This is a genomic window from Leifsonia poae, from assembly GCF_027921845.1.
Taxonomy (GTDB): domain Bacteria; phylum Actinomycetota; class Actinomycetes; order Actinomycetales; family Microbacteriaceae; genus Leifsonia; species Leifsonia poae.
In genome coordinates, this window is record NZ_BSEN01000003.1 from 83,242 (window position 1) to 102,819 (window position 19,578).

Genomic DNA, 19,578 nt, shown 5'->3' on the forward strand with positions numbered 1-19,578 from the left:
CGCGTCACGCGGTCACGCCGGCCGAGGGATCACTGGCGCTCGCGCTTTCGCTCTCGCGCAGGGCGGCCTCCACCGCCTTCTTGACGCGCTCGTCCTCGCGCGCCGCACTGCGCCGACGCCGTGCGCGCAACAGGAACACCGTGCCGACCACAGCCGCGGCGACGAGCAGCACGAGCACCAGCAACGCCCACGGGATGGCGACCGTACTGCCGCTCGACCGCACACCGTCCAACCCGGGAGTCACCCCCGACACGGCGGGCAGCTGCGGGTTCAGCGTCGTCGTCGCGGACAGCCAGAACGCCGGGACGACGCCGGAGACCGGCACCGAAACGGTCCACGATTCGCCCGGCAGCAGCTCGGGCACGGGGGCCACCCCCTCCACCTCCACCGGGAACCAGCCGAACGGCCCGGTCAGTGCGACGGTCTGACCGGCGGCCAGCCGCACGTTCCCCGTGTTGCGCACCGTGTACGCGATGGTCGCCGCTCCGGTGCCGAAGGGGTTGAACGTGCCCGTGTAGTCGACGTGCAGCTTCTCGACGGCCACGCTCGGGGCCAGCGCACCGCCGACCCGCACGTGCATCCGGATGCCGAGGCGACGATCGACGCTGATGCCGTTCTCCTGCGACGTGTGAGGCAGCGAAGTGAGGATGCCGCCGGCGTAGTCGCCGGGCGTCGCCGTGGCTGGGACGGTGACGGTGAACGGCACCTGGACCGTCTTTCCGGCAGCGACGGTGAGCGTCCCGCCGCGAAGCGCCGTCCAAGCGCCGACGGCCACCGACTTCTTGTCGGGCGTGAGCAGGTCCAGCTGTCCGCTGGAGGTGGTGAAGCCGTCGGCCGCGTAGACCTCGAGCTTCAGCGGCGCCGCGTCATGGTTGCTGATGACCAGGGCATCGCTCACGATCGCGCCGGGCTTGATCGTGTACGCGAAGTTCTGACGGTCGGTGCCGTTGGCGTTCGACGCCGTTCTGACTCCCCAGGTGACATCGTCGGCGGCCGAGGCCGTGCCCGCCGGGCCGGCAGCGATGAGACCAGCGGAGAGGAGGAGTGCGGCGAGTGCAGCGGGGAGGAGCCGGGTGGCGGCCGATACGAAGCGGGAGGTACGAGCGTTCATGAGTCCTCGAAGGAAGAGGGGCGGAAGATCAGCTGAAGAGGGTTGGTGATCGGAGTGGGCGCAGGATCGCGCCCACTCCGACCGGTGGAGCGGATGACTAGCTCAGTGCGGTGAGCGTGAGCGTCGCCTGGTACGTGCCGTCGGTGACGTCGACCGGGAGGTTCAGGTCGAGCGCGGCGCCGAGCTTGGCCGAGCCGCGGGCGTGACCGTTGGCCGCGTCGCCGAGCGTGGACGAGACGGAGAGACCGTCGCCACCCGAGAACCCGGACTGCACCCGGTCACCGGCGACGGCGTCGCCGCCGGCCTCGGTCACCGCGGGCGTCCAGCCGAGGTACTTGCCCGAGAACGACTTCGCACCCGAAGTGAAGTCGCCGACCTGCGCAGAGACGGACCACTGCGGGCCCGACGCGCGGGTGTCGGTGACGCGGATCGGGTTGATCGAGCCGACCGCGGCGTAGTGGTCGCCGGCTTCGACGGCCTTGCCGAGGTCGACGAGACCGTTGGTGCCGTCGATGTTCCAGACGAACTCGCCCGGAGCAGCCTCGGGAACCGTGACCTGCAGCGCCTGCGAGTTCGTGTCCGGCTTCGCCTCGCGGGTCAGGGTGACCTGGTCGACGATGCTGTTCACGGGCTTGTCGGTGCCGTTCGCCTGGCTGCGCAGCGTCTTGATCGTGATCGCGTTGCCGGTGATGTCGACCGCGCTGTAGTTGCGCACCTTCTCCTGGTTCTGCACCGAGAGCCACCAGAAGCCCTTGTTCTGCAGGTCGTAGTACTTGGAGCCCGACGACGAGTTCGCGGTCACGTACAGCACTCCGCCCGGACCGGCGACGACCGAGTCCGCACCGGCGGCCTCATCCGGATTCGCCTTCTCACCGTTGTGGATGAGGTAGCTGCGCGCGTAGCTGTGGTCGTGACCCTGCAGCACGAGGTCGATCCCGAGGTTCGAGATCGCGGTCGGCAGGGTGCTGCGGCGATCGAGCACGTCCGCGTCCGTGGCGTGCGGACCGGGCGAGTAGATCGAGTGGTGGAAGGCGAGGACCTTCCACTTGGCCTCGTCGCCGTGCTCGGCGACGACCTGGTTCATCCAGGCGATGTGCGACGCGTCGCGGCTGTTCGAGTTGATGTCGAGGAACAGCACATCCTTGTAGATGAACCAGTAGTCACCGCCGGAGCCGGTTCCCGTGCCCGCGCCAGCGGTGCGGTCGACGTTCGGAGTGTTGAAGTGCTGCTCGTACGCCTTGGAGCCCACGTCGTGGTTTCCGTTGGTCGCGACGAACGGGATCTGGCGCAGGGCATCCGACGCCAGGAAGGCCTCGTACTGCGGCTCGCTGGTCGCCGTCTCCACCTGGTCACCGGCCGAGAACAGCAGCTCGGCGTTCGGGTAGGCCGAGGTCGCGACGTTCAGCGTGTCCACCCATCCGGCCGAGTCGTTCGCCACGTTGCCCGACGAACCGATCTGCGGGTCGCCGAAGAACAGGAAGTTGAAGTCGCCGCTGAACTTCTGCGTGCGGAACGAGTAGGTCGCCGACCAGTCGCCGACGCTGCCGACGCGGTAGACGTAGGCTGTGGCCTCCTTCAGCCCCGTGACGGTGGCGAAGCGGTTGTACTCGTTGCTGGTGGTGAGGCCGCCGGTCGCCGAGATGGTCTTGGCCTGCTCGGGGAAGGCCCCGTCGACCACATCGGAGGCCAGAGCGACCTGCACGACCTGAGCCGTGTCGGTCGCCGAATACCAGGAGAAGTTGCGCTGCGACTCGGTCGCACCGACGCCGAGCACGATGTCGGTCTGGTTGGTGGACGCGGCGAAGGCGGCCGGTGCGGAGAGCAGGCTTGCGCCGAGGGCGACCGTCAAGCAGACGGCAGCCGCGGCGAGCCGGGGTGTTTTCCGGCGATGCGCAGGCGTTGCGGCCTGCGGTGCGTCGTGAAGCGACATGGGTGATCCAGTGCCTTTCATAGTGGAGGGATCCGCGGGTTCGCGGGGTGCACGCCTCACGGTGGCGGGGGTCGGTGAATCCTGTATGAATTCACAGAGTTCAGAGGGTGTCCGTCGAGAGAACCACTCGAACGGGGGGGGTCCGCCCCTCCGCCTGGCGGCTACTCGATCCCGAGCACGCGCTGCACGAACCACACCAGGGCGATCACGGTGACGGCGGCCGCGACGGCGATCCCGACCCACAGCCCGGTGCGCGGTGCGCGGCGGCGCAGCACGATGAGCAGCGGGAAGACGACCGCGATGATCCCGAGCTGCACAGCCTCGATCCCCACGTTGAACACGAGCAGCGACCAGAGCAGCGTCCACGACCACGCCTCGTCGATGCCGAGGGCGCTCGCGAAGCCCAGCCCGTGCACGAGGCCGAACAGGAAGACGACAGCAAGGCGGAGCCAGTCGGCCTTGTCCATCCCCCGCGACGGCGCGAGGTCGGCGACGGTCGGGATGCCGGACGACCGTCGCTTCCAGACGCCCCATAGGTACCAGGCGGCGACTACGGCGATGGAGAGCGCGATGATCGGCTCCACGATCGCCGCCGGCACCGTGACGACTCCGAGCGCGGCGAGCAGGAACGTCACCGAGTGCGCCACGGTGAAGGTCGTCGCGGCGAGTACGACGTCGCGGAGCCGCCGCGATCCGATGATCAGGGCGAGCAGGAACAGGATGTGGTCGATACCGCTCAGCAGGTGCTCGGCGCCGAGCAGGAAGAACTCGCCGAAGCGCTCGCCGGCACTCTGCCCGGTGGAGAACGACGGATGCTGGGCATCCAGCGCCGCACTGCCCGACCGGCCGTCGAGGTCGTACGTCACGATCGTCTTGGTGTCTTTGACGTAGTCCTCCGCATCGGGGAACAGCGCGCTCGCGATCTCGTGGGCTGCGTGACCACCGGATGCCGCAGCGCAGGTGAACTCGAGGGTCAGTTGCGCGTAGGGCACGCCGTCGCGCTGGTGCACGGGGATGTCTCCGACCTGCCGGGGACGGCAGGCGGACCCCTCGGCCGCAACGGTGAAACGCTCGGTGACGTACGCCGTCACCGTGGCGGCGTGGGCGTTCATCGCCGTCGCCTCCTCGCCCGTCTCGAACAGCCTGGTGCCGTCGTCGAACAGCGCCTGGTCGTGCTGCTTCTCGGCCGCCGAGACGACGAGCAGGTCGTATTCGAGCTCGAGGTGCGTACGCACGGTGCCGTCGGTGGGAGCGGTGATGTCGGCGTAGACCGTCGAGCTGAAACCGTGCGCCTGCGCCGCAGCGGCCGGCAGCAGGATCCCGATGGCGGTGGCGATGGCGGCGATGATCAGGGCGACGGTTGTGCGAGGCTCCCGCACGAAGGGGCGGCGCGGCCGCTGCAGGGCGCGGCGCGGCCGCTGGTTCGTATGACTCACCCGCACACGGTGTCCGAGCCGGGTTAACGCGATGCGGCGCGCGCGCGAACGTGAGGAAACGTACAGAAACGCAGTAGTCCCGCGGATGCTCGCCGAGCCGGAGTGTTCGCCTGTCGTTCATCTGCACGGAAGCCCGGCGACATCGCCGTGCCGCGACGCTGCGGCACGGTCGGAGAACCACATCCATCCCCGGCCACCGAGAGATCCATCCCGTGACCCGCACGCCCGCCTCGTCCTTCCTCTCGTCCGCGCTCACCGTCGCCGCCGCGGGAGCGCTCGTCGCCGCGATGGCCGGATGCGTCGCCACGGCTCCGGAACCTGCTTCGTCCTCGACGGCGCAGGGCGGCATCCGACCGCTCGGCGACGGATTCCTCGGCAGCGTCACGACACCGACGCCCGAGGCCACGGTGAATCCGGAACCCGGTTCGTGGGCGGGGGTCGTGCCGCCCGCAGGCTACCGCGTCGCACTCATCACGGCCGGTGCGGACGCGGCCACGACGACGCTGGCGACCGCGGTCACGACCTGGGCCGAGCGCGAGAGCGTCGCGCTGACCGTGCTGACGGCCTCGACGGATGACGAGGTGGAGCAGCGCATCGACGAGGCCGTGGGGATGGCGCCCGACCTGGTCGTCGGAGCCGGCTCCCGCATCGTCGACGTCTTCACGCTGCTCACCGGGCAGCACCTTCAGCAGCAGTTCCTGATCATCGGAGCCGAGCTCCCGGAACCCACCGGGAACACGACCGCGGTCGTGTGGAAGGGCGCGAGCTTCCGCGGCACCGGGCTGAGCACCGCCGACGAACTGGATCCGGATGCCGTCACTCCGGCTCGCGCCCGTGACGCGATCACCGCTGGGGTCGCGAGCGTGCTGCACGACTTGACCGGGATCGTGCTGCGCCTGCCGTCCTGACCGGATGGCTCGTCGACGAGGGCCTCAGCCTTCGCGGCGCGACCTCCACAGGAGCCAGATGAAGTACGGAGCCCCGATCACCGCCGTGACGAGGCCGACCGGGATCTGCGCGGGAGCGATGACCGTGCGACCGATGGTGTCGGCGACGCAGACCAGGAACGCACCGAGCAGTGCGGCCACCGGCAGCACGCGCACATGGCGCTGCCCGACGAGGGCGCGCGCGGCATGCGGCGCGACGAGACCCACGAAGCCGATCACCCCGACGGCCGCGACGGCCGCCGCGGTGAGCACGACGGCGATGCTCAGGAGCCCGAGGCGGGTCGACCCCAGGCGGATGCCGAGCAGCCGGGGTGTGTCGGCATCCAGACCGATCACGTCGAGCCGTCGTCGCATCGTCACGAGGATCGGCAGCGTCACCGCGAGCGCGACCAGCACGGGGAGCACCTGCGGGAACGTGCGGCCGTAGGTCGAGCCCGACAGCCACACCAGCGCCTTCGCCCCGTTGTACGGATCGGTGAGCACGATCAGCAGGCTCACCAGTGCGGATGCGCCCGCCGAGACACCGACGCCGATCAGCACCAGCCGGTTCTGCTCGAGCCCGCGGCGCGCGGCCAGCCCGAAGACGAGCGCCGCCGCGAGCGCGGCCCCGGCCAGCGAAGCGCCGCCCACCAGCCAGAAGCTCGCCAGGGGAACGGCCGTCAGGATTCCGACCGCCCCGACGCCGGCACCGCCGACGACGCCGAGGATGCCCGGCTCGGCGAGCGGGTTGCGCGAGACCGCCTGCACGACGGTTCCCGCGACGGCGAGCGCGGCGCCGGCCAGCAGCGCCGCCACGACCCGCGGCATCCGGGAGTCGAGCACGAACGTGACGATGCGCCCGGCGTTGCCGGTCACCCAGTTCGCCACGTCGCCCAGCAGCAGCCGGGCATCCCCGAGCAGCACGGCCGCGATCGTCGCGACGATCACTCCCACGACGGCGACGATCAGGGTGATCACGAAGGCCCGCCGGCTGCGCACCCGGGCGAACGCGGTCGACGAGCTCGTCGACCCGGAGTCGCGCGAACGATAGGCGAGCACCACCAGCACGACGGCGCCGACGACGGTCGTCACGATCCCGGTCGGCACGGCCACGCCGGCCTGAGCACCGAACACCGCGCGCAGGAGCACGTCGGCGCCGAGCACGACGAGCACGCCGGCGACAGCGGACGCGGGGATGAACGCCCGATGCCGCAGCAGGCCGGGCACCCTCGCACCGAGGAGCCGGACGATCGCCGGCGCGCAGAGACCCACGAACCCGATCGGACCGGCGATGGTGACCGCCACCGCCGCGAGGAGCACAGCGAGGACGACGGCGATGCTGCGCGTGCCCCGCGGGCTCACTCCCACGACCGCCGCACCGTCATCGCCGAGCGCGAGGATGTCGAGCCGTCGGCCGAGCACCAGCAGCCCGATCAGCGCGAGCAGGGCGACGGGCGCGAGCTGGTTGACCGCCTGCATCCCGATCTGCGCCAGCGAGCCGTTGCCCCACGCGAAGAGCCCGGTCGTCTCCTGGGCTCGCAACAGGATGAGCATCCCGCTGAGCCCGCTGAACGCGAGGGTCAGAGCCGACCCGGCCAGCACCAGCCGGATCGGACCCGACCCTGCGCGGGACAACCCGAGCACGATCCCGGCCGCGATCAGCCCGCCGATGAACGCCGTCGCTCCCGCCGGAAGCGCGGGCAGGCTGATGCCGAAGGCGGCCACGGCGACCACCGCGAGATAGGCTCCCGCGTTCACCGCGAGCGTGTCCGGCGACGCCAGGACGTTGCGCGAGACCGACTGCAACGCCGCGCCGGATGCCCCCAGGGCGCACCCGACCACCAACCCCGCGACCAACCGGGGCAGGCGCGAGTCGATGAGCACCGCATCCGCCTGGCTCGTGCCGGAGCCGGTGATCGCCCGCCAGACCGCGCCGAGGTCGACGGAGGCGGTGCCCTGGCTGACGTGCACGAGGGCGAGAACGGCCACACCCAACAGCGCGAGCACGGCGAGCACGAGCATCCGCCCGCCGGCGCCACCCCGGCGACCGCCATCAGACGGACGGGACGCGCGGGACTCGGCGTCCCGGTCGGACGGCGCCGGAGACGGCTCGGGCGCGCGCTGCAGGGTGGGGGTGCTCACGATCAGTCGGTCAGGGCACCGACGACTGCGTCGATGTACTGCTCCATCGCCGCCGTGCTGCCGAACATCCAGATGCCGTCGGGCAGCCGGTAAGTGTGACCGGCCTTCACGAAGGGCAGCGACTTCCACACGGCGTTGTCCTTCAGCGCGCCCGCGAACGGGTCATCGCCGTCGGTCGAGTTCGCGATGTAGGCGAAGCGGGCGTCGCCCAGCTTGGTGAGTCCCTCCACGTCGGTCGATGCCAGGCCGTAGGCCTTGTCGCCGGTGAGCGACCAGGGGTCGGTGAGACCGAGTTCGGCGTTGATGTCGGCGAGCAGGGAGCCGGTCACGTACGGGCGCACGGAGACCTGGTTGTCGGTGACCCAGCCGTCGGCGAAGGCGAGCTCGGTTCCGGCAAGACCGGCCGCGGCGAGCTTCTTCTTGCCGTCGGCCATCGCCGAACGGAAGCCGGCGATCTCGGTCTTGGCCGCGCTCTGCGTTCCCGTCGCCTCGGCGATGAGGTTCACGTTGTCGATCATCTGGTCGATCTGCCGGCTCGCGTCCGCCGAGCGCACGACGATCACCGGCGCGATCTTCGACAGCTGGTCGATCGCGGAATCCGACAGATCCGTGGTGCCGACGATCAGATCCGGGTCCAGTGCCGCAACGGTGTCGACGCTCGGCTCGCCGCGCGTGCCGATGTCTTTGACCTCGCCCTTCAGCGGGGCCGCGGTGTCCCAGGCGGTGTAGCCCTTGACGTCGGCGACACCGACCGGCTGCACACCGAGCGTGACCAGCGTCTCCACGACGTTCCACTCCGTTCCGACGACGCGTTTCGCCGGGCCGTCGAGCTCGACCTTCTCGCCGCGGGAATCCGTGACGGTGAGCGAACCGCGGGTGGCGGCGTCCGCGGCGGGCGTCTCGGTGGTTCCGCAACCGGCGAGGGCGACCACGGCCGTTGCGGCGAGCGCGACGGTGATGGTGTTCCTCAGGGTGCGGGGGCGGGTCGCCTGGGGGCGGGTCGTCTCGGCTCTGGTCGTCTTGGGGCTGGTCGTCATGAGTGTGCGGGGGTCCTTTCGGTTCTGAGGTGATGCGTTCCGACCGCGCGGGTGCGCGGGATGCCGGTCTCTGGGTTCGCATCGACGTCGATGCGGATGCCGTAGGTCGAGCTGAGCCGCTCGGCGTCGTAGACGCCGGAGGGCGTGCCCGCCGCGATGACCCGCCCCTCCGAGAGGAGCACGACACGGTCGGCGACGGCGGCCGCCTGATCCAGGTCGTGCAGCACGACGCCGACGGTGACGCCGTGCGTATCCGCGAGGTCGCGGATGAGGTCGAGGATCTCCACCTGGTACCGCAGGTCGAGGTAGGTGGTCGGCTCGTCGAGCAGCAGCACGTCGGTGTCCTGGGCCAGGCAGCACGCTAGCCAGACCCGCTGCAGCTGCCCGCCGGAGAGACTCTCGACGCCGCGATCGGCGAACTCCTCCACCCCGGTCACGGCGAGCGCGTGGGCGATCACCCGCGCACCCTCGGGGTCGGTGCCCCGGAACCGCCGACGGTACGGATGCCGGCCGAACCCGACCACGTCGCGCACGCTCAGCCCGGACGGTGTCGGACGGCTCTGCGCGAGGAGGGTGATCCTGCGCGCGAAATCACTGCGCGACAGGGCGAGCGCGTCGGCCTGTTCGCCGGGCTCGGACGAGACGTGCACGCTTCCCGAGCGGGCCCGGTGCAACCGTGCGATCGCCCGGAGGAGCGTCGATTTGCCGCTGCCGTTCGGGCCGATCAGGGCCGTGACCCGGCCACGCGGCAGCCCGAGCTCGGCGTCGTGGACCACGTCGGTCCCGTCGTACGCGACGGTCATCCCGCGAGCGTGCAGCCCGAGGTCTGCGTCAGCCAGGGGGGTGGTTTCGTGAAGGGTCACAAGTCAGTACCTTAGGGAAGCCTTACCTAACTTTGCAACTACGATGGAGTCGCGCATCGAGCAGGAATCGAGAAGCAGGAGGCCCGGGCGCAGACCTACCGTGAAGTCATGACATCAATCGAATCCGTCACTCTCGACGTCGCAGACACCAGCGCCGCTGAGCGCTTCTTCACCGCCGCCTTCGGGCTCGACTCCCGGGTGCAGGTGCGCGCCTTGGAGGCCCCCACCTCGGGATTCCGGGGCTACTCCCTCTCGCTCATCGTGTCGCAGCCGTCGACCGTGAACGCGCTCTTCGACTCCGCCGTCGCGGCGGGCGCCACGGTGGTGAAGCCCGTCTCGAAATCGATGTGGGGCCACGGCGGGGTCGCCCAAGCGCCGGACGGCTCGATCTGGAAGGTGGCGACCTCGGCCAAGAAGGACACCGGCCCTGCGACGCGCCAGATCGACCAGGTCGTGCTGCTCCTCGCGGCCGGCGACGTCTCGGCGACCAAGCAGTTCTACGTCGGCCACGGCCTCGCCGTCGGCAAGAGCTTCGGCACGTACGTCGAGTTCGACATGCCCACCAGCCCCGTGCGACTCGGCCTCTACTCCCGCAAGGCGCTCGCGAAGGATGCCGGCGTGCCGCCGGAGGGATCGGGATCGCACCGGATCGCGATCAACAGCACCGCGGCGCCGTTCACCGATCCCGATGGCTTCGCCTGGGAGCCGGTGTCGACGTCGGCTCGCGCCTGAGCCGTCGGCCCGGGGACTGTTCGTGGCTCCCGGGTTAGAAGTCTTCGCGCCCCTCGGCGTCGATGTCGAGCGCCTTCTGGTCGGCCGCCCACGCTTCGAGCACCAGCTGCAGCTGTCGCAGCAGCCACTCCGCCTCGAGCGCCTCGGCCTCGAGAGCGGCGAGCCTGCGCATCCGCTCGCCAGAGGTTCCCGTGAGATCGTCCATCACTCCTCCTTCGTCGTGACCGAGTCTGCTCCCGCGAGCCTGCTCGCACAACGCCTCCCACCCCGCCAGTGCTGTGCGTCGCATCGACTCTGCACTGAGGCGACTCAGTGGGGCGGCGTGGTGAGGGTCTTCTCGAGGAGCGCGCGGAGTCGGCGCCGCTCGGTGGGGGTGAGCGCGTCGGTCACGGGCGACAGTGCCGCGGCGACCCGTACCTCGACCTCGTCGGCGAGCGCGAGGCCGGCGGCACTGAGGTACACCTCGACGGCCCGGCGATCGGTCTCGCTGGGCGCGCGCTCGACCAGCCCGCGCTTCTCCGCGCGGTCGACGAGACCGGTCATGGTCGACTTCTCGAGCCCGAGATAATCGGCGAGCCCGGCCATCCTGAGCCGTCGATCGCGGAGGATCGCGAGCACGCGCAGCTGGGTGAGCGAGAGGTCGTACTCGGCGCTGATCCGGCTCAGCACGGCCACCGTCTCGAAGGCCGACCGGGCGAGGGCGTCGACGAGGCCGTTGCGTTCCTCGGTGCGGAGATCGTCGATCGGCTGTGTGTTCGTCACGCCTCGATCCTATTTGACATGGTACGTATCGCAAACTATTTTTAGTTCGTATCACGAACTAAAAATGATCAGGAGGAGAACGATGCGCGCAGCGGTCGTCTCACACTTCGGCACGGCCCCGGCCGCCGAGGAGTGCCCCGATCCGTCCGCCCACAGCGACGACGAACTGGTGGTCGACGTCATCGCCGCCGGCCTCCACCCTCGCGTGCGGTCCCAGGCGGACGGATCGCATTACACGAGCACGGGCGCCCTCCCCCTGGTGCCCGGCATCGACGGCGTCGGGCGCGACCGGCACGGCGCCCTCCGCTACTTCATCCTCCCGGACACGACGCTGGGTTCCATGGCGCAGAAGACGGTCATCGATGTGCGGCGCAGCATCGTGCTCCCGCCGAACAGCGACCCGATCGCGGTGGCGGCCGCCATGAACCCGGCGATGTCGTCGTGGCTCGCGCTGCGGCAGCGCATCCGGTTCGAGCCCGGGCAGAGCGTGCTCATCCTCGGCGCCACCGGCAACGCCGGCCGGCTCGCCGTGCAGGTCGCCGCGCACCTGGGAGCGGGCGAGATCATCGCCGCCGGGCGTGACGCCGACCGCCTGGCGATGCTGCCCGCGCTGGGAGCGACGGCCACCGTCCGTCTCGACGGGCGCGCCGACGAGGTGGCGCGCCGGCTCGGCGAGACCGCCGCCGACGTGGATCTCGTGCTCGACTATCTCTGGGGCGAGCCGACGGCGGCCGCGATGGTCGCGGTCGTCTCGGATCGCACGGACCGCGGCCGACCGCTCAGCTGGATCGAGATCGGTTCGGTGGCCGGCGCGACGGCGTCGATCCCGTCGGCCGCACTGCGCGCGGCACGCCTGCAGATCGTCGGCAGCGGCCAGGGGTCGGTCAGCACACGCGAGATCCTCGCGGAGCTGCCCGCCCTGGCCGACGCCATCACCGACGGCGCCTTCACGATCGATGCCGTCGCCGTCCCCCTCGAGCACGTCGCTGAGGTGTGGGCGGATGACGCGCGCGCCGCACAGCGCGTCGTGCTCACCCCGTAGCCGGCGAGCGGAGTCAGGTGAGAGTCAGGGCGTGACGAACAGGCCCGCCTCGGCATCCCGGCTCGACTGCTTCTTGAGGATGAAGTGCTGCTTCTTCCCGGTCGCCGTGTACGGCAGCTCGCCGACGAAGGCGTAACGACGGGGACGCTTGTAGTCCGCGAGCGAGACGCTCGCCCGGCAGTGCGCGTCGAGTGTCGCGGCCGCAGCGGCGGCATCCGCGAGCCGGCCCTCCCGCGGCTGCACATACGCGACCACGACCTCGCCCCACTCGTCGTCGGGCAGGCCGACCACGATGCTGTCGGCGACATCGGGATGCCCGGCCAGCACCTCCTCCACCTGCACCGGATGCACGTTCTCTCCGCCTGAGATGATCATGTCGTCTTTGCGGCCGATGATCGTCACGACCTCGTTCGCATCCCAGCTCGCGAGGTCGCCCGGGTACATCCACGCGCCCCGGAACTTGCGGGCCTGTTCCTCAGGGTTGTGCATGTAGGCGTAGCCGCTCTTGACGGTGCGCATGATGACCTCGCCGATCTCGTGGCCGTCTTTCTTGGCCAGGTCGCCCGGCTCCGCGATCCGGTCGTCACCGTAGACCGTGACGACTGCAACGTCGTCGTCGAGGCAGGCACGGCCCGCGGCGCCCGCCGCATCCGGCAGATCCTCCGGACGCAGGTAGGTGTTCCAGAACGCCTCGGTGGTGCCGTAGCCGTTGGCGATGCGCGGCGTGAGCACGCGCTGGTAGCGCAGGGCGGCGGAGCGGTCGAGCGGTGCGCCCATCGTGACGATGCCGTGCAGGCTGCTGAGGTCGCGGGGCTCCGCCTCCTGCGCATCCGCGAGGCGCTCGAGGTTCGTCGGGGCGCCGATCACGTAGGTGAGGCCGTAGTCCTGCACACTGTCGAGCACGATGGCGGCGTCGAACCGTGGCAGTGCGACGACCTCGGCCCCGACGTAGAAGGCCGTGTTCGGTCCGGCGCAGTAGTTGCCGCCCCGGTGGAACCACGGCGACATGTTCATCGTCTTGTCGGTGGGCGCGAGGGGGAAGTGCATGATCACGTCGTGCGCGGTGAGCACCTCGTTGAGGCTCGTCAGCGGCACGGCCTTGGGCATCCCGGTGGTGCCGCTCGTGTAGAGCCGGGACGTCTCGTCCCAGACCGACGCTCCCTCGGGCGCGCGGAACGACGGGGCATCCGGCACCAGCAGGTCGTCGAACCGCACGGCACCCTCGAGGAGCGGGCCGTCGCCGACGGCGGCGAGCACGGCGGGGCGGTGATCGGCGAGCTCGAGCGCGGTGGCGACATCGTCGCTCGCTGCCGCGTCGTACACGAAGACGGCCGGGCGAGAGTCGTCGAGGATGTGGGCGGTCTCGCCCGGCGCCAGGCGGAAGTTCATCGGTGAACTCACGGCCCGCAGCCCCTGCGCCGCCACATAGAGGAAGGCGAACTCAGGGGTGTTCATCAACTGGTAGGCCACGATGTCGCCGACGCCGACCCCGCGAGCGGAGAGACCGGCCACCAGTCCGCCGGTCACCCGCCCGAGTTCCGCGTAGGTCCAGCTGCGGCCGGTCGGCGGATCGGTGATCGCGGTCCGCGCTGCATAGCGGTGGGTGTTGCGCTCGACCGCTGACGCATAGGTGAAGTGCTGCTCGAACACGGAACGCAGGGTGCTCGGGTCGTACTCGGTGTTCGGCTGGGGGGTGCCGCCGTCAGGAGCGGTGCGGGTGTTCGGGTCGGTGCTGGTCATGTCTTTCCTGGAGGGTCGGGCAGGGTTCAGGCGTCCAGTGGGCGTCGACTCGCTTTCGGATCGGTGGGGTCGCTCTGGCGGAACTCGGACCAGAACGGGGGCGCGACGACGGTGAGACCGCCGTCGACGACGAGGGTGTGGCCGGTGATGTAGCCGGCGTTCGCGGACGCGAGGAACCGCACGGCTTCGGCGATGTCGTCGACCGTGCCGAGCCGGCCGAGCGGGATGCGCGACGTCATCACGTCGAGGTCGGGCACGTCGTCGTGACCGTAGAAGTAGTGCAGCGAGTCCGTGTCGATGAGGCCGCCGTTGACCGCGTTCACCGTAATGCCGGCAGGGCCGAGCTCGGCGGCGAGATGGCGCACCCATGACTCGACGGCGGCCTTGTCGGAGCCGATCGCTCCGTACAGCGGGAAGGCGCGATGGCTGCCGTAGCTGGTGACCGCGATGATGCGGCCTCCTGAGGCGGGGCGCGCACTCTCGACGGCGCGCATCCGCTGCGCGGCGCGCTGGGCGAGCAGCACGAACGAGCGCACGTTGGTCGACCACGAGCGCTCCAGGTTGCGCGCGCTGAGGTCTGCGAGCGGCCGGAAGACGGATGCCGCCGCACTCGCCACCAGGATGTCGATGCGCTCGCCCGCCGGGAACTCGTCGTCGAACATCCGGTCGATGTCGTCGTCGCTCTCGAGCTCGAGCCGGTGGGCGCGCGCCGATCCACCGGATGCGGCGACGGCGTCGACCACGGCCTGGGCCGCGTCCGCCTCCCGCCGGTAGGTGAAGACGACATCGACACCATCCGCGGCGAGCACCTCGACGATGCGGCGGCCGATGCCGCGCGACCCGCCGGTCACCAGCGCACGTCGCCGACGCGCGGCCGATTGCGTGGTCGCCTGGTCTGGGCCGGATCCCGATTCGTTCGTCGCTGCTCCTGTGCGTCTACTCGATGCCGTCCGTCAGTCTAGACCCGGCGGAGGGTGCCTCCGCAACGGCCGTCCCGACGCCGACGGCGAGGGGCCCCGAATCGTCGTTCCCGGGGCGCGGGAGCGACGTTTCGGGGCACCTCAGCGGCAGCGGCGTCCGCCCGCGTCAGCGGGTGAGCGAGGCGACCGCGAGCTTCGTGGCCGCGGCGAGCAGCGCGTTGTCCGGGGTCGCGTCGGGAGTGTCCTTTCTGGTCAGCACCGCGACGACGATTGGAGCGCGGTGCGCCGGATAGACCACCGCGATGTCGTCGCGCACGCCGTACTCGCCCGTTCCGGTCTTGTCGGCGACCGGCCACGCGGGATCCACGCCCGCTCGGATCGTGTCGTCGCCCGTCGTGTTGTCGAGCATGGTGTTGCGCAGGAGCATCCGGTCGCTCGTCTCGAGCACGCCGCCCAGCAGCACCGAGCGGAGATCGGCAGCGAACTGCGCAGGGGTGGTCGTGTCGCGCCGGTCTCCCGGTAGCGCCTCGTTGAGGTCGGGCTCGATGCGATCGACGTCGGTCACGCGATCGCCGATGCCGCGCAACCAGTTCTCGACCGCCTGCGGTCCCCCGAGCCGCGCGACGAGCAGGTTCGCGGCCGTGTTGTCGCTGAAGCGGAGCATCGCATCGAGCAGCTCCCGCACCGTCATCCCGGTGTCGACGAAGCGGCTCGTGATCGGGGCGTACTCGAGCAGGTCCGCACGTGTGTAGTGCACCACGGTTTCGAGATCCGCGGTCGACGAGCGCTGCAGAGTGGCGGCCGCGATGAACGTCTTGTTCGAGGAGGCGAAGGGGAACCGCTCCCCCGAGCGGTAGCCGACGGTGCGGCCCGAGCCGGTGTCGATCGCGAGGATGCCGAGGTGCGCGTCGTGCGTGCGCTCGAGCGACGCGAAGGCGCGCGTCAGGGCCGCCCCTGTCGTCGACGCGACCGGCGCCGCGGCCGTCGAGCTCGCCGCCGTCGACGTCGCCGCCGCGGATCCGGATGGCGAGACGCCCGGCGCCGCGAACAGCGGCGCACTGGAGAACACGGCGGCGGCACCGAGGGTGACCGCGACCGCACTGGCGAGGAATCGTGTCTGAATCTGCATGAGCTCCACCCTCACCCGCGACCATCCATCCCGTCGAAGACCGGAACGCTCCAATCGATGCCCGTTCAGCATCGGACTAGGCTGCTCGAGTGGACATGATCGCAGCCTGTCGCGTGCTCGTAGCGATCGAGGAACGGGGAACCGTCACCCGCGCGGCCGCGGCTCTGGATGTCGCACAGTCCGTCGCGAGCCGGCGCATCCTCGCCCTCGAACAGCACTTCGGCGGTCCCCTGCTGGAGCGGACCGGACGCCGCGCGGTGCTCACGCCGTTCGGGCGCGACCTCGTGCCCTCCGCGCGCCGCCTGGTGCGACTCGCCGATGAACTCGACCTCGACGCCGCACGTGCGCGGCTGCGGCCGGTGACGATCGCCGTGCCGGAGACCTGTTCCACCCGCGACCTCGCCGTCGCCGACGCCGCCGGCCGCGCCGCCGGTCTCCGCCTGGAATTCCGACGACTGCCTCCGCTGCGCCGCACTGAACTCGCCGAGACGCTCGGCGTGCGCGTCGCCATCGCCGACGTTCCTCCGGCCGAAGCGCTCTGGGTCGTCGAGCTCGGCGCGGCCTCGCGGCGCCCCCTCCACCGGGCACTCCGGCTCGAAGGACTCCGCGCCGTGCGGTCAGGGAGCACGCGCCGCGACGAGGACGCGGGATCGCGCCTGCGGATCTGCCCGGAGGACGACCTGCCGCACGTGCGTGACATCCTGACGCGCGCGGGGTTCGCCGCCGGTCTCGCGCCCGGGCAGCTCCCCGTCGACACCTCGCTGACGGCCGCCCTCGCCGGCGTGCTCGCCGACGGCGATCTGCTGCTCTGCACGCAGGCGGAGGCGGAGGATCTGGGGCTGCACTGGCGGCCGTTCACCGGCCTCGCCCTCGCCCGCGGGTTCGCGCTCATCGGCGACAGCGAGCACGACGTGCGCACCGTTCAGGATGCCGTCGCGGACGAGCTCGCCGCCGCGCTCGGCGCGGTCCCGGGTCCGGCGCTCGAGCCGACGCAGCCGACGGAGCCGACGGAGCCGACTGACCAGGAGGAGGCCCCGGATGCGTGACGAACGGCTGCTCGGCGACGTGCGCGCCGAGCTCGCGCGCGCCGGACTGCGCGCCTCGCTCGTCGTCAGGGACCTCGACGACGGCAGGGAGGTCTCACTCGACGGCGACATCCCGATCCCGGCGGCGTCCCTGGCAAAGGTCCCGTTGGCGCTGGCGGTGCTCGACCGCATCGCCGACGGACGGCTCGACGGCGCGATGCCCGTGACGCTGCCTCCGGGGGATCCCGCCGAGATCACTCCCGGCACCGGCCGCTTCCGGCATCCGTCGACGATCGCGGTCGACGACCTGGTGTCCCTCACCCTGACGATCAGTGACAACGGCGCCGCCGACGCGCTCCTGCAGCTCGTGCCCGCCGCGGAGGTCATGGCCGACCTCGACAGGCTCGGCATCCGCGGGATCGTGGTGCGGCATCCGTTCGCGGACCTCAGCGACACGCCCCTCGAACGATTCGCGCCGGACGAAGCGCACCTCGCCCACACCCTCGCCATCCGCGGGAGCACACCGGCGCACGGCCATCCCGTGCGCCAGCTCGATGTGGCACGCACGAACACGACGACCGCCACCGGGTTCGCTGACCTACTGGAGGCGGTGTGGCGCGAGCGCGGCGTCCGGCGCGTGGTCGCGGAACGGCTGCGCGGGCTCCTGCACGCCAACGTCATCCGCCACCGGCTCGCCCCCGACTTCGCGACGGATGATGCGCGCTGGGCCTCGAAGACAGGCACCCTGCTCAATCTCCGCCACGAGGCCGGCGTCGTCGAGCACGCCGACGGGTCGCGGTTCGCCGTGGTCGCTCTCAGCGCATCGTCGGTCGCGGCGACGGCGCAGCCCGCCGCGGAAGCCGCGCTCGGCGCCGCTGCGCGCGAGCTGCACCGCCACCTGCGCGGGTGAGGGGACGGACGCAGGTCCGGCGTCGCCGAGTCGATCTCACTGCAGGAGCTGCCATGGACGAGATCGCGGCGGCGACGATCAACATCAGCGCGGGCACCCTGCCCGACTAGCGCGGCCTGCGGACCGGAGACGAGGACGCGCCCAGCAGACCGCGCCGAAAGCCCTCGGCGACCGCAGCGGCCCTGTCCCCGACGCCGAGCTTGCCGTAGACACTGAGGAGATGCGTCTTCACCGTCGCCTCGCTCAGGTGCAGCCGCGCGCCCGCCTCGCGGTTCGTCGCGCCGTCCGCCACCAGTCCGAGCACCTGGAGCTCGCGCGGGCTGAGCAGGCTCGCCTCCGGCGTGCGCACCCGGTCGACCAGGCGCGACGCGACGGACGGCGAGAGAGACGCGTGGCCCGCCGCGGCCGCGTGCACCGCCCGCACCAGCTCGTCGCGCGACGCGTCCTTGAGCAGATAGCCGGTCGCACCGGCCTCGATGGCGGGCAGCACGTCGGCGTCCGCGTCGTAGGTGGTCAGGACGACCACGCGGCTCGGGATCCCGAGCCGCACGAGCTCCCGGATCGCCGTGACGCCGTCGGTCCCCGGCATCCGGAGATCCATGAGCACGACATCCGGCTGCAGTGCACGCGCGAGGCCCACCGCCTCCGCACCGTCGGACGCCTCGCCGACGACCTCGATGCCGGGGTCGGACGACACCATGCCCACGATGCCGTCACGGACCACCGGATGATCGTCGGCGACCAGCAGACGCACGGCGGTCATCCGGGCACCTCGACCCGGACGGCCGTGCCGCGGCCCGGGCTCGACTCGATGACGAGCTGACCGGCGACGGCCGTGATCCGCTCGCGCATGGCGATCAGTCCGTAGCCGCCCTCGGGGCCGTCGGTGCGCTCTGCAGCGGGATCGAAACCGCGACCGTCGTCACGCACCTCGAGCCGCGCGCCGCGGGCGTCGTGCCAGAGGCTCAGGGTGACCTGATGCGCACCGGCATGGCGCTCGACGTTGGCGAGAGCTTCCTGGGCCGTTCGCAGCAGGGTGACCTCGGCCTCCGTCGGGAGGGCGCCGGCCGCGTCGGCGGTGTGCACCTCGACCGGGATGCCTGTGCGCTCCGACCAGCGACGGGCGGTCGTCGCGATCGCCTCCGGGAGCCCGGCCGTGTCGAGCACGGCGGGGCGCAACGCCTGCACCGAGCGCCGCGCCTCCCTGAGTCCGTCCCGGGCCAGCGCGAGCGCAGAGTCGGTGTGACGAGCGCGGGCGGTCTCATCCGGTGCGTGCTCGGCGGCCTGGAGCTGCGTCACGATGCCCGCGAAGCCCTGCGCGAGCGTGTCGTGGATCTCGCGCGCGAGCCGCGCACGTTCCGCCTCCGTCGACGCGCGTTCCTGCTGCTGTCGCGCCACCCGGAGGCCCCAGGAGAGGCCGCACATGATGATGACGTTGATCAGCACCACGATCGTCCTCCCGGCGATGCCGGCCGGGTCGACGCCGAGGCTGGACGCCTGCGCGAGACCGGCGACGACGGCCGTGGCGGCGACCGCGACGAGCTCCCACGGCCAGGAGACGAGCGAGTAGGCCATCGAGAAGGTCCCGATCGTGAGGAACGCGAACCAGCTGTCGAGCTGCACGAGAGCGAGGTTGATCACGATGACGCCGGTCATCAGCACGGCGACGGTGGCGGGCCGGCCGTTCCAGGGCATCCGGAGGTCACGGAAGACGAGGACCCACAGGGCGTATGCGGCACAGAGCGTCAACTCGGGCACGAGTCGTGCCCAGTCCCCCCAGCCCACCCCGAGCGCGAAGGCGGCCAGCATCCCCGCCATCAGGTAGGGCACGACCGTGAGCACGGCCCGCCAGCGCGGATCGACCATACGCCGA

At 71.0% G+C, this 19,578-nt stretch carries 18 protein-coding genes; 5 read left to right on the plus strand and 13 right to left on the minus strand.

The features are described 5' to 3' along the window. Nucleotides 1–4: 4 nt before the first annotated feature. The 3 genes from PKE84_RS04075 to PKE84_RS04085 all read right to left on the minus strand — a co-directional run bounded on the left by PKE84_RS04075 (nucleotide 5) and on the right by PKE84_RS04085 (nucleotide 4,477). Nucleotides 5–1,111, minus strand: a complete 1,107-nt coding sequence (locus PKE84_RS04075; RefSeq protein WP_271175939.1) for a WxL protein peptidoglycan domain-containing protein — start codon at nucleotides 1,109–1,111, stop codon at nucleotides 5–7. Between the two features lie 97 nt (nucleotides 1,112–1,208). Next, nucleotides 1,209–3,041 (minus strand): purple acid phosphatase family protein, encoded by a 1,833-nt coding sequence (locus tag PKE84_RS04080; RefSeq protein ID WP_271175940.1) that lies wholly within the window; start codon nucleotides 3,039–3,041, stop codon nucleotides 1,209–1,211. A 161-nt stretch (nucleotides 3,042–3,202) separates the two neighbouring features. After that, a complete protein-coding gene (locus PKE84_RS04085) occupies nucleotides 3,203–4,477 on the minus strand; it encodes a HupE/UreJ family protein (RefSeq protein WP_271175941.1) in 1,275 nt (424 codons plus the stop codon). A 212-nt stretch (nucleotides 4,478–4,689) separates the two neighbouring features. Here PKE84_RS04085 and PKE84_RS04090 point away from each other — a divergent pair, with 212 nt between their 5' ends. Beyond that, nucleotides 4,690–5,385, plus strand: a complete 696-nt coding sequence (locus PKE84_RS04090; RefSeq protein ID WP_271175942.1) for a BMP family ABC transporter substrate-binding protein — start codon at nucleotides 4,690–4,692, stop codon at nucleotides 5,383–5,385. A gap of 24 nt (nucleotides 5,386–5,409) precedes the next feature. Here PKE84_RS04090 and PKE84_RS04095 read toward each other — a convergent pair whose 3' ends face one another. The 3 genes from PKE84_RS04095 to PKE84_RS04105 are packed head-to-tail and all read right to left on the minus strand — an operon-like array spanning nucleotide 5,410 to nucleotide 9,385. Further along, the gene (locus tag PKE84_RS04095) at nucleotides 5,410–7,545 is read right to left on the minus strand and encodes an iron ABC transporter permease (protein ID WP_271175943.1); all 2,136 of its coding nucleotides are present in this window, start codon (nucleotides 7,543–7,545) and stop codon (nucleotides 5,410–5,412) included. 2 nt (nucleotides 7,546–7,547) lie between these two features. Next, entirely contained in the window at nucleotides 7,548–8,582 is a 1,035-nt protein-coding gene (locus PKE84_RS04100; protein ID WP_271175944.1) for an ABC transporter substrate-binding protein, read from the minus strand. Then, the gene (locus tag PKE84_RS04105) at nucleotides 8,579–9,385 is read right to left on the minus strand and encodes an ABC transporter ATP-binding protein (RefSeq protein WP_271176179.1); all 807 of its coding nucleotides are present in this window, start codon (nucleotides 9,383–9,385) and stop codon (nucleotides 8,579–8,581) included. Before PKE84_RS04105 ends, PKE84_RS04100 begins: the two co-directional genes overlap by 4 nt. Nucleotides 9,386–9,553: 168 nt before the next feature. On the opposite strand from PKE84_RS04105, the gene PKE84_RS04110 reads away from it, so the two are divergent. Continuing rightward, nucleotides 9,554–10,177: a VOC family protein gene (locus PKE84_RS04110; protein WP_271175945.1), complete on the plus strand. Its 624-nt coding sequence runs from the start codon at nucleotides 9,554–9,556 to the stop codon at nucleotides 10,175–10,177. 34 nt (nucleotides 10,178–10,211) lie between these two features. Here the strand turns inward: PKE84_RS04110 and PKE84_RS04115 are convergent, their stop codons facing one another. Together PKE84_RS04115 and PKE84_RS04120 are read right to left on the minus strand one after the other, a co-directional pair. Beyond that, nucleotides 10,212–10,382, minus strand: coding sequence for a hypothetical protein (locus tag PKE84_RS04115; RefSeq protein ID WP_271175946.1), 171 nt, complete (start codon nucleotides 10,380–10,382; stop codon nucleotides 10,212–10,214). 104 nt (nucleotides 10,383–10,486) lie between these two features. Then, nucleotides 10,487–10,939, minus strand: a complete 453-nt coding sequence (locus PKE84_RS04120) for a MarR family winged helix-turn-helix transcriptional regulator (RefSeq protein ID WP_271175947.1) — start codon at nucleotides 10,937–10,939, stop codon at nucleotides 10,487–10,489. An 82-nt stretch (nucleotides 10,940–11,021) separates the two neighbouring features. Between PKE84_RS04120 and PKE84_RS04125 the strand changes: the two genes are divergently transcribed. Further along, nucleotides 11,022–11,981: a quinone oxidoreductase family protein gene (locus tag PKE84_RS04125; RefSeq protein WP_271175948.1), complete on the plus strand. Its 960-nt coding sequence runs from the start codon at nucleotides 11,022–11,024 to the stop codon at nucleotides 11,979–11,981. Nucleotides 11,982–12,005: 24 nt separating this feature from the next. On the opposite strand, the gene PKE84_RS04130 is transcribed toward PKE84_RS04125, so the two are convergent. The 3 genes from PKE84_RS04130 to bla form a co-directional block, all read right to left on the minus strand. Then, nucleotides 12,006–13,721 carry a class I adenylate-forming enzyme family protein gene (locus tag PKE84_RS04130; RefSeq protein WP_271175949.1) on the minus strand — a complete coding sequence of 572 codons (1,716 nt, stop codon included), beginning with the start codon at nucleotides 13,719–13,721 and terminating at the stop codon, nucleotides 12,006–12,008. A 26-nt stretch (nucleotides 13,722–13,747) separates the two neighbouring features. Next, nucleotides 13,748–14,572, minus strand: coding sequence for an SDR family oxidoreductase (locus PKE84_RS04135; RefSeq protein ID WP_271175950.1), 825 nt, complete (start codon nucleotides 14,570–14,572; stop codon nucleotides 13,748–13,750). 235 nt (nucleotides 14,573–14,807) lie between these two features. Then, a complete protein-coding gene (bla, locus tag PKE84_RS04140) occupies nucleotides 14,808–15,770 on the minus strand; it encodes a class A beta-lactamase (RefSeq protein ID WP_271175951.1) in 963 nt (320 codons plus the stop codon). A 95-nt stretch (nucleotides 15,771–15,865) separates the two neighbouring features. Between bla and PKE84_RS04145 the strand changes: the two genes are divergently transcribed. Together PKE84_RS04145 and PKE84_RS04150 are read left to right on the plus strand one after the other, a co-directional pair. Next, nucleotides 15,866–16,816, plus strand: a complete 951-nt coding sequence (locus tag PKE84_RS04145; RefSeq protein ID WP_271176180.1) for a LysR family transcriptional regulator — start codon at nucleotides 15,866–15,868, stop codon at nucleotides 16,814–16,816. Then, nucleotides 16,809–17,705: a serine hydrolase gene (locus PKE84_RS04150; protein ID WP_271175952.1), complete on the plus strand. Its 897-nt coding sequence runs from the start codon at nucleotides 16,809–16,811 to the stop codon at nucleotides 17,703–17,705. Before PKE84_RS04145 ends, PKE84_RS04150 begins: the two co-directional genes overlap by 8 nt. Before the next feature lie 106 nt (nucleotides 17,706–17,811). Here the strand turns inward: PKE84_RS04150 and PKE84_RS04155 are convergent, their stop codons facing one another. Both PKE84_RS04155 and PKE84_RS04160 read right to left on the minus strand, forming a co-directional pair. After that, nucleotides 17,812–18,468 carry a response regulator transcription factor gene (locus PKE84_RS04155; RefSeq protein ID WP_271175953.1) on the minus strand — a complete coding sequence of 219 codons (657 nt, stop codon included), beginning with the start codon at nucleotides 18,466–18,468 and terminating at the stop codon, nucleotides 17,812–17,814. Continuing rightward, complete coding sequence (locus tag PKE84_RS04160) at nucleotides 18,465–19,571, minus strand: sensor histidine kinase (RefSeq protein ID WP_271175954.1); 1,107 nt, start codon at nucleotides 19,569–19,571, stop codon at nucleotides 18,465–18,467. The genes PKE84_RS04155 and PKE84_RS04160 overlap by 4 nt, the downstream gene beginning before the upstream one ends. Nucleotides 19,572–19,578 lie beyond the last annotated feature (7 nt).

Excerpts from the sequence above, each read along its gene's own strand:
- PKE84_RS04075 (WP_271175939.1), bottom strand. The coding sequence starts at position 1,111 with ATGAACGCTCGTACCTCCCGCTTCGTATCGGCCGCCACCCGGCTCCTC.
- PKE84_RS04080 (WP_271175940.1), bottom strand. The coding sequence starts at position 3,041 with ATGTCGCTTCACGACGCACCGCAGGCCGCAACGCCTGCGCATCGCCGG.
- PKE84_RS04100 (WP_271175944.1), bottom strand. The coding sequence starts at position 8,582 with ATGACGACCAGCCCCAAGACGACCAGAGCCGAGACGACCCGCCCCCAG.
- PKE84_RS04105 (WP_271176179.1), bottom strand. The coding sequence starts at position 9,385 with ATGACCGTCGCGTACGACGGGACCGACGTGGTCCACGACGCCGAGCTC.
- PKE84_RS04110 (WP_271175945.1), top strand. The coding sequence starts at position 9,554 with ATGACATCAATCGAATCCGTCACTCTCGACGTCGCAGACACCAGCGCC.
- PKE84_RS04115 (WP_271175946.1), bottom strand. The coding sequence starts at position 10,382 with ATGGACGATCTCACGGGAACCTCTGGCGAGCGGATGCGCAGGCTCGCC.
- PKE84_RS04125 (WP_271175948.1), top strand. The coding sequence starts at position 11,022 with ATGCGCGCAGCGGTCGTCTCACACTTCGGCACGGCCCCGGCCGCCGAG.
- PKE84_RS04130 (WP_271175949.1), bottom strand. The coding sequence starts at position 13,721 with ATGACCAGCACCGACCCGAACACCCGCACCGCTCCTGACGGCGGCACC.
- bla (WP_271175951.1), bottom strand. The coding sequence starts at position 15,770 with ATGCAGATTCAGACACGATTCCTCGCCAGTGCGGTCGCGGTCACCCTC.
- PKE84_RS04145 (WP_271176180.1), top strand. The coding sequence starts at position 15,866 with ATGATCGCAGCCTGTCGCGTGCTCGTAGCGATCGAGGAACGGGGAACC.
- PKE84_RS04150 (WP_271175952.1), top strand. The coding sequence starts at position 16,809 with ATGCGTGACGAACGGCTGCTCGGCGACGTGCGCGCCGAGCTCGCGCGC.
- PKE84_RS04155 (WP_271175953.1), bottom strand. The coding sequence starts at position 18,468 with ATGACCGCCGTGCGTCTGCTGGTCGCCGACGATCATCCGGTGGTCCGT.
- PKE84_RS04160 (WP_271175954.1), bottom strand. The coding sequence starts at position 19,571 with ATGGTCGATCCGCGCTGGCGGGCCGTGCTCACGGTCGTGCCCTACCTG.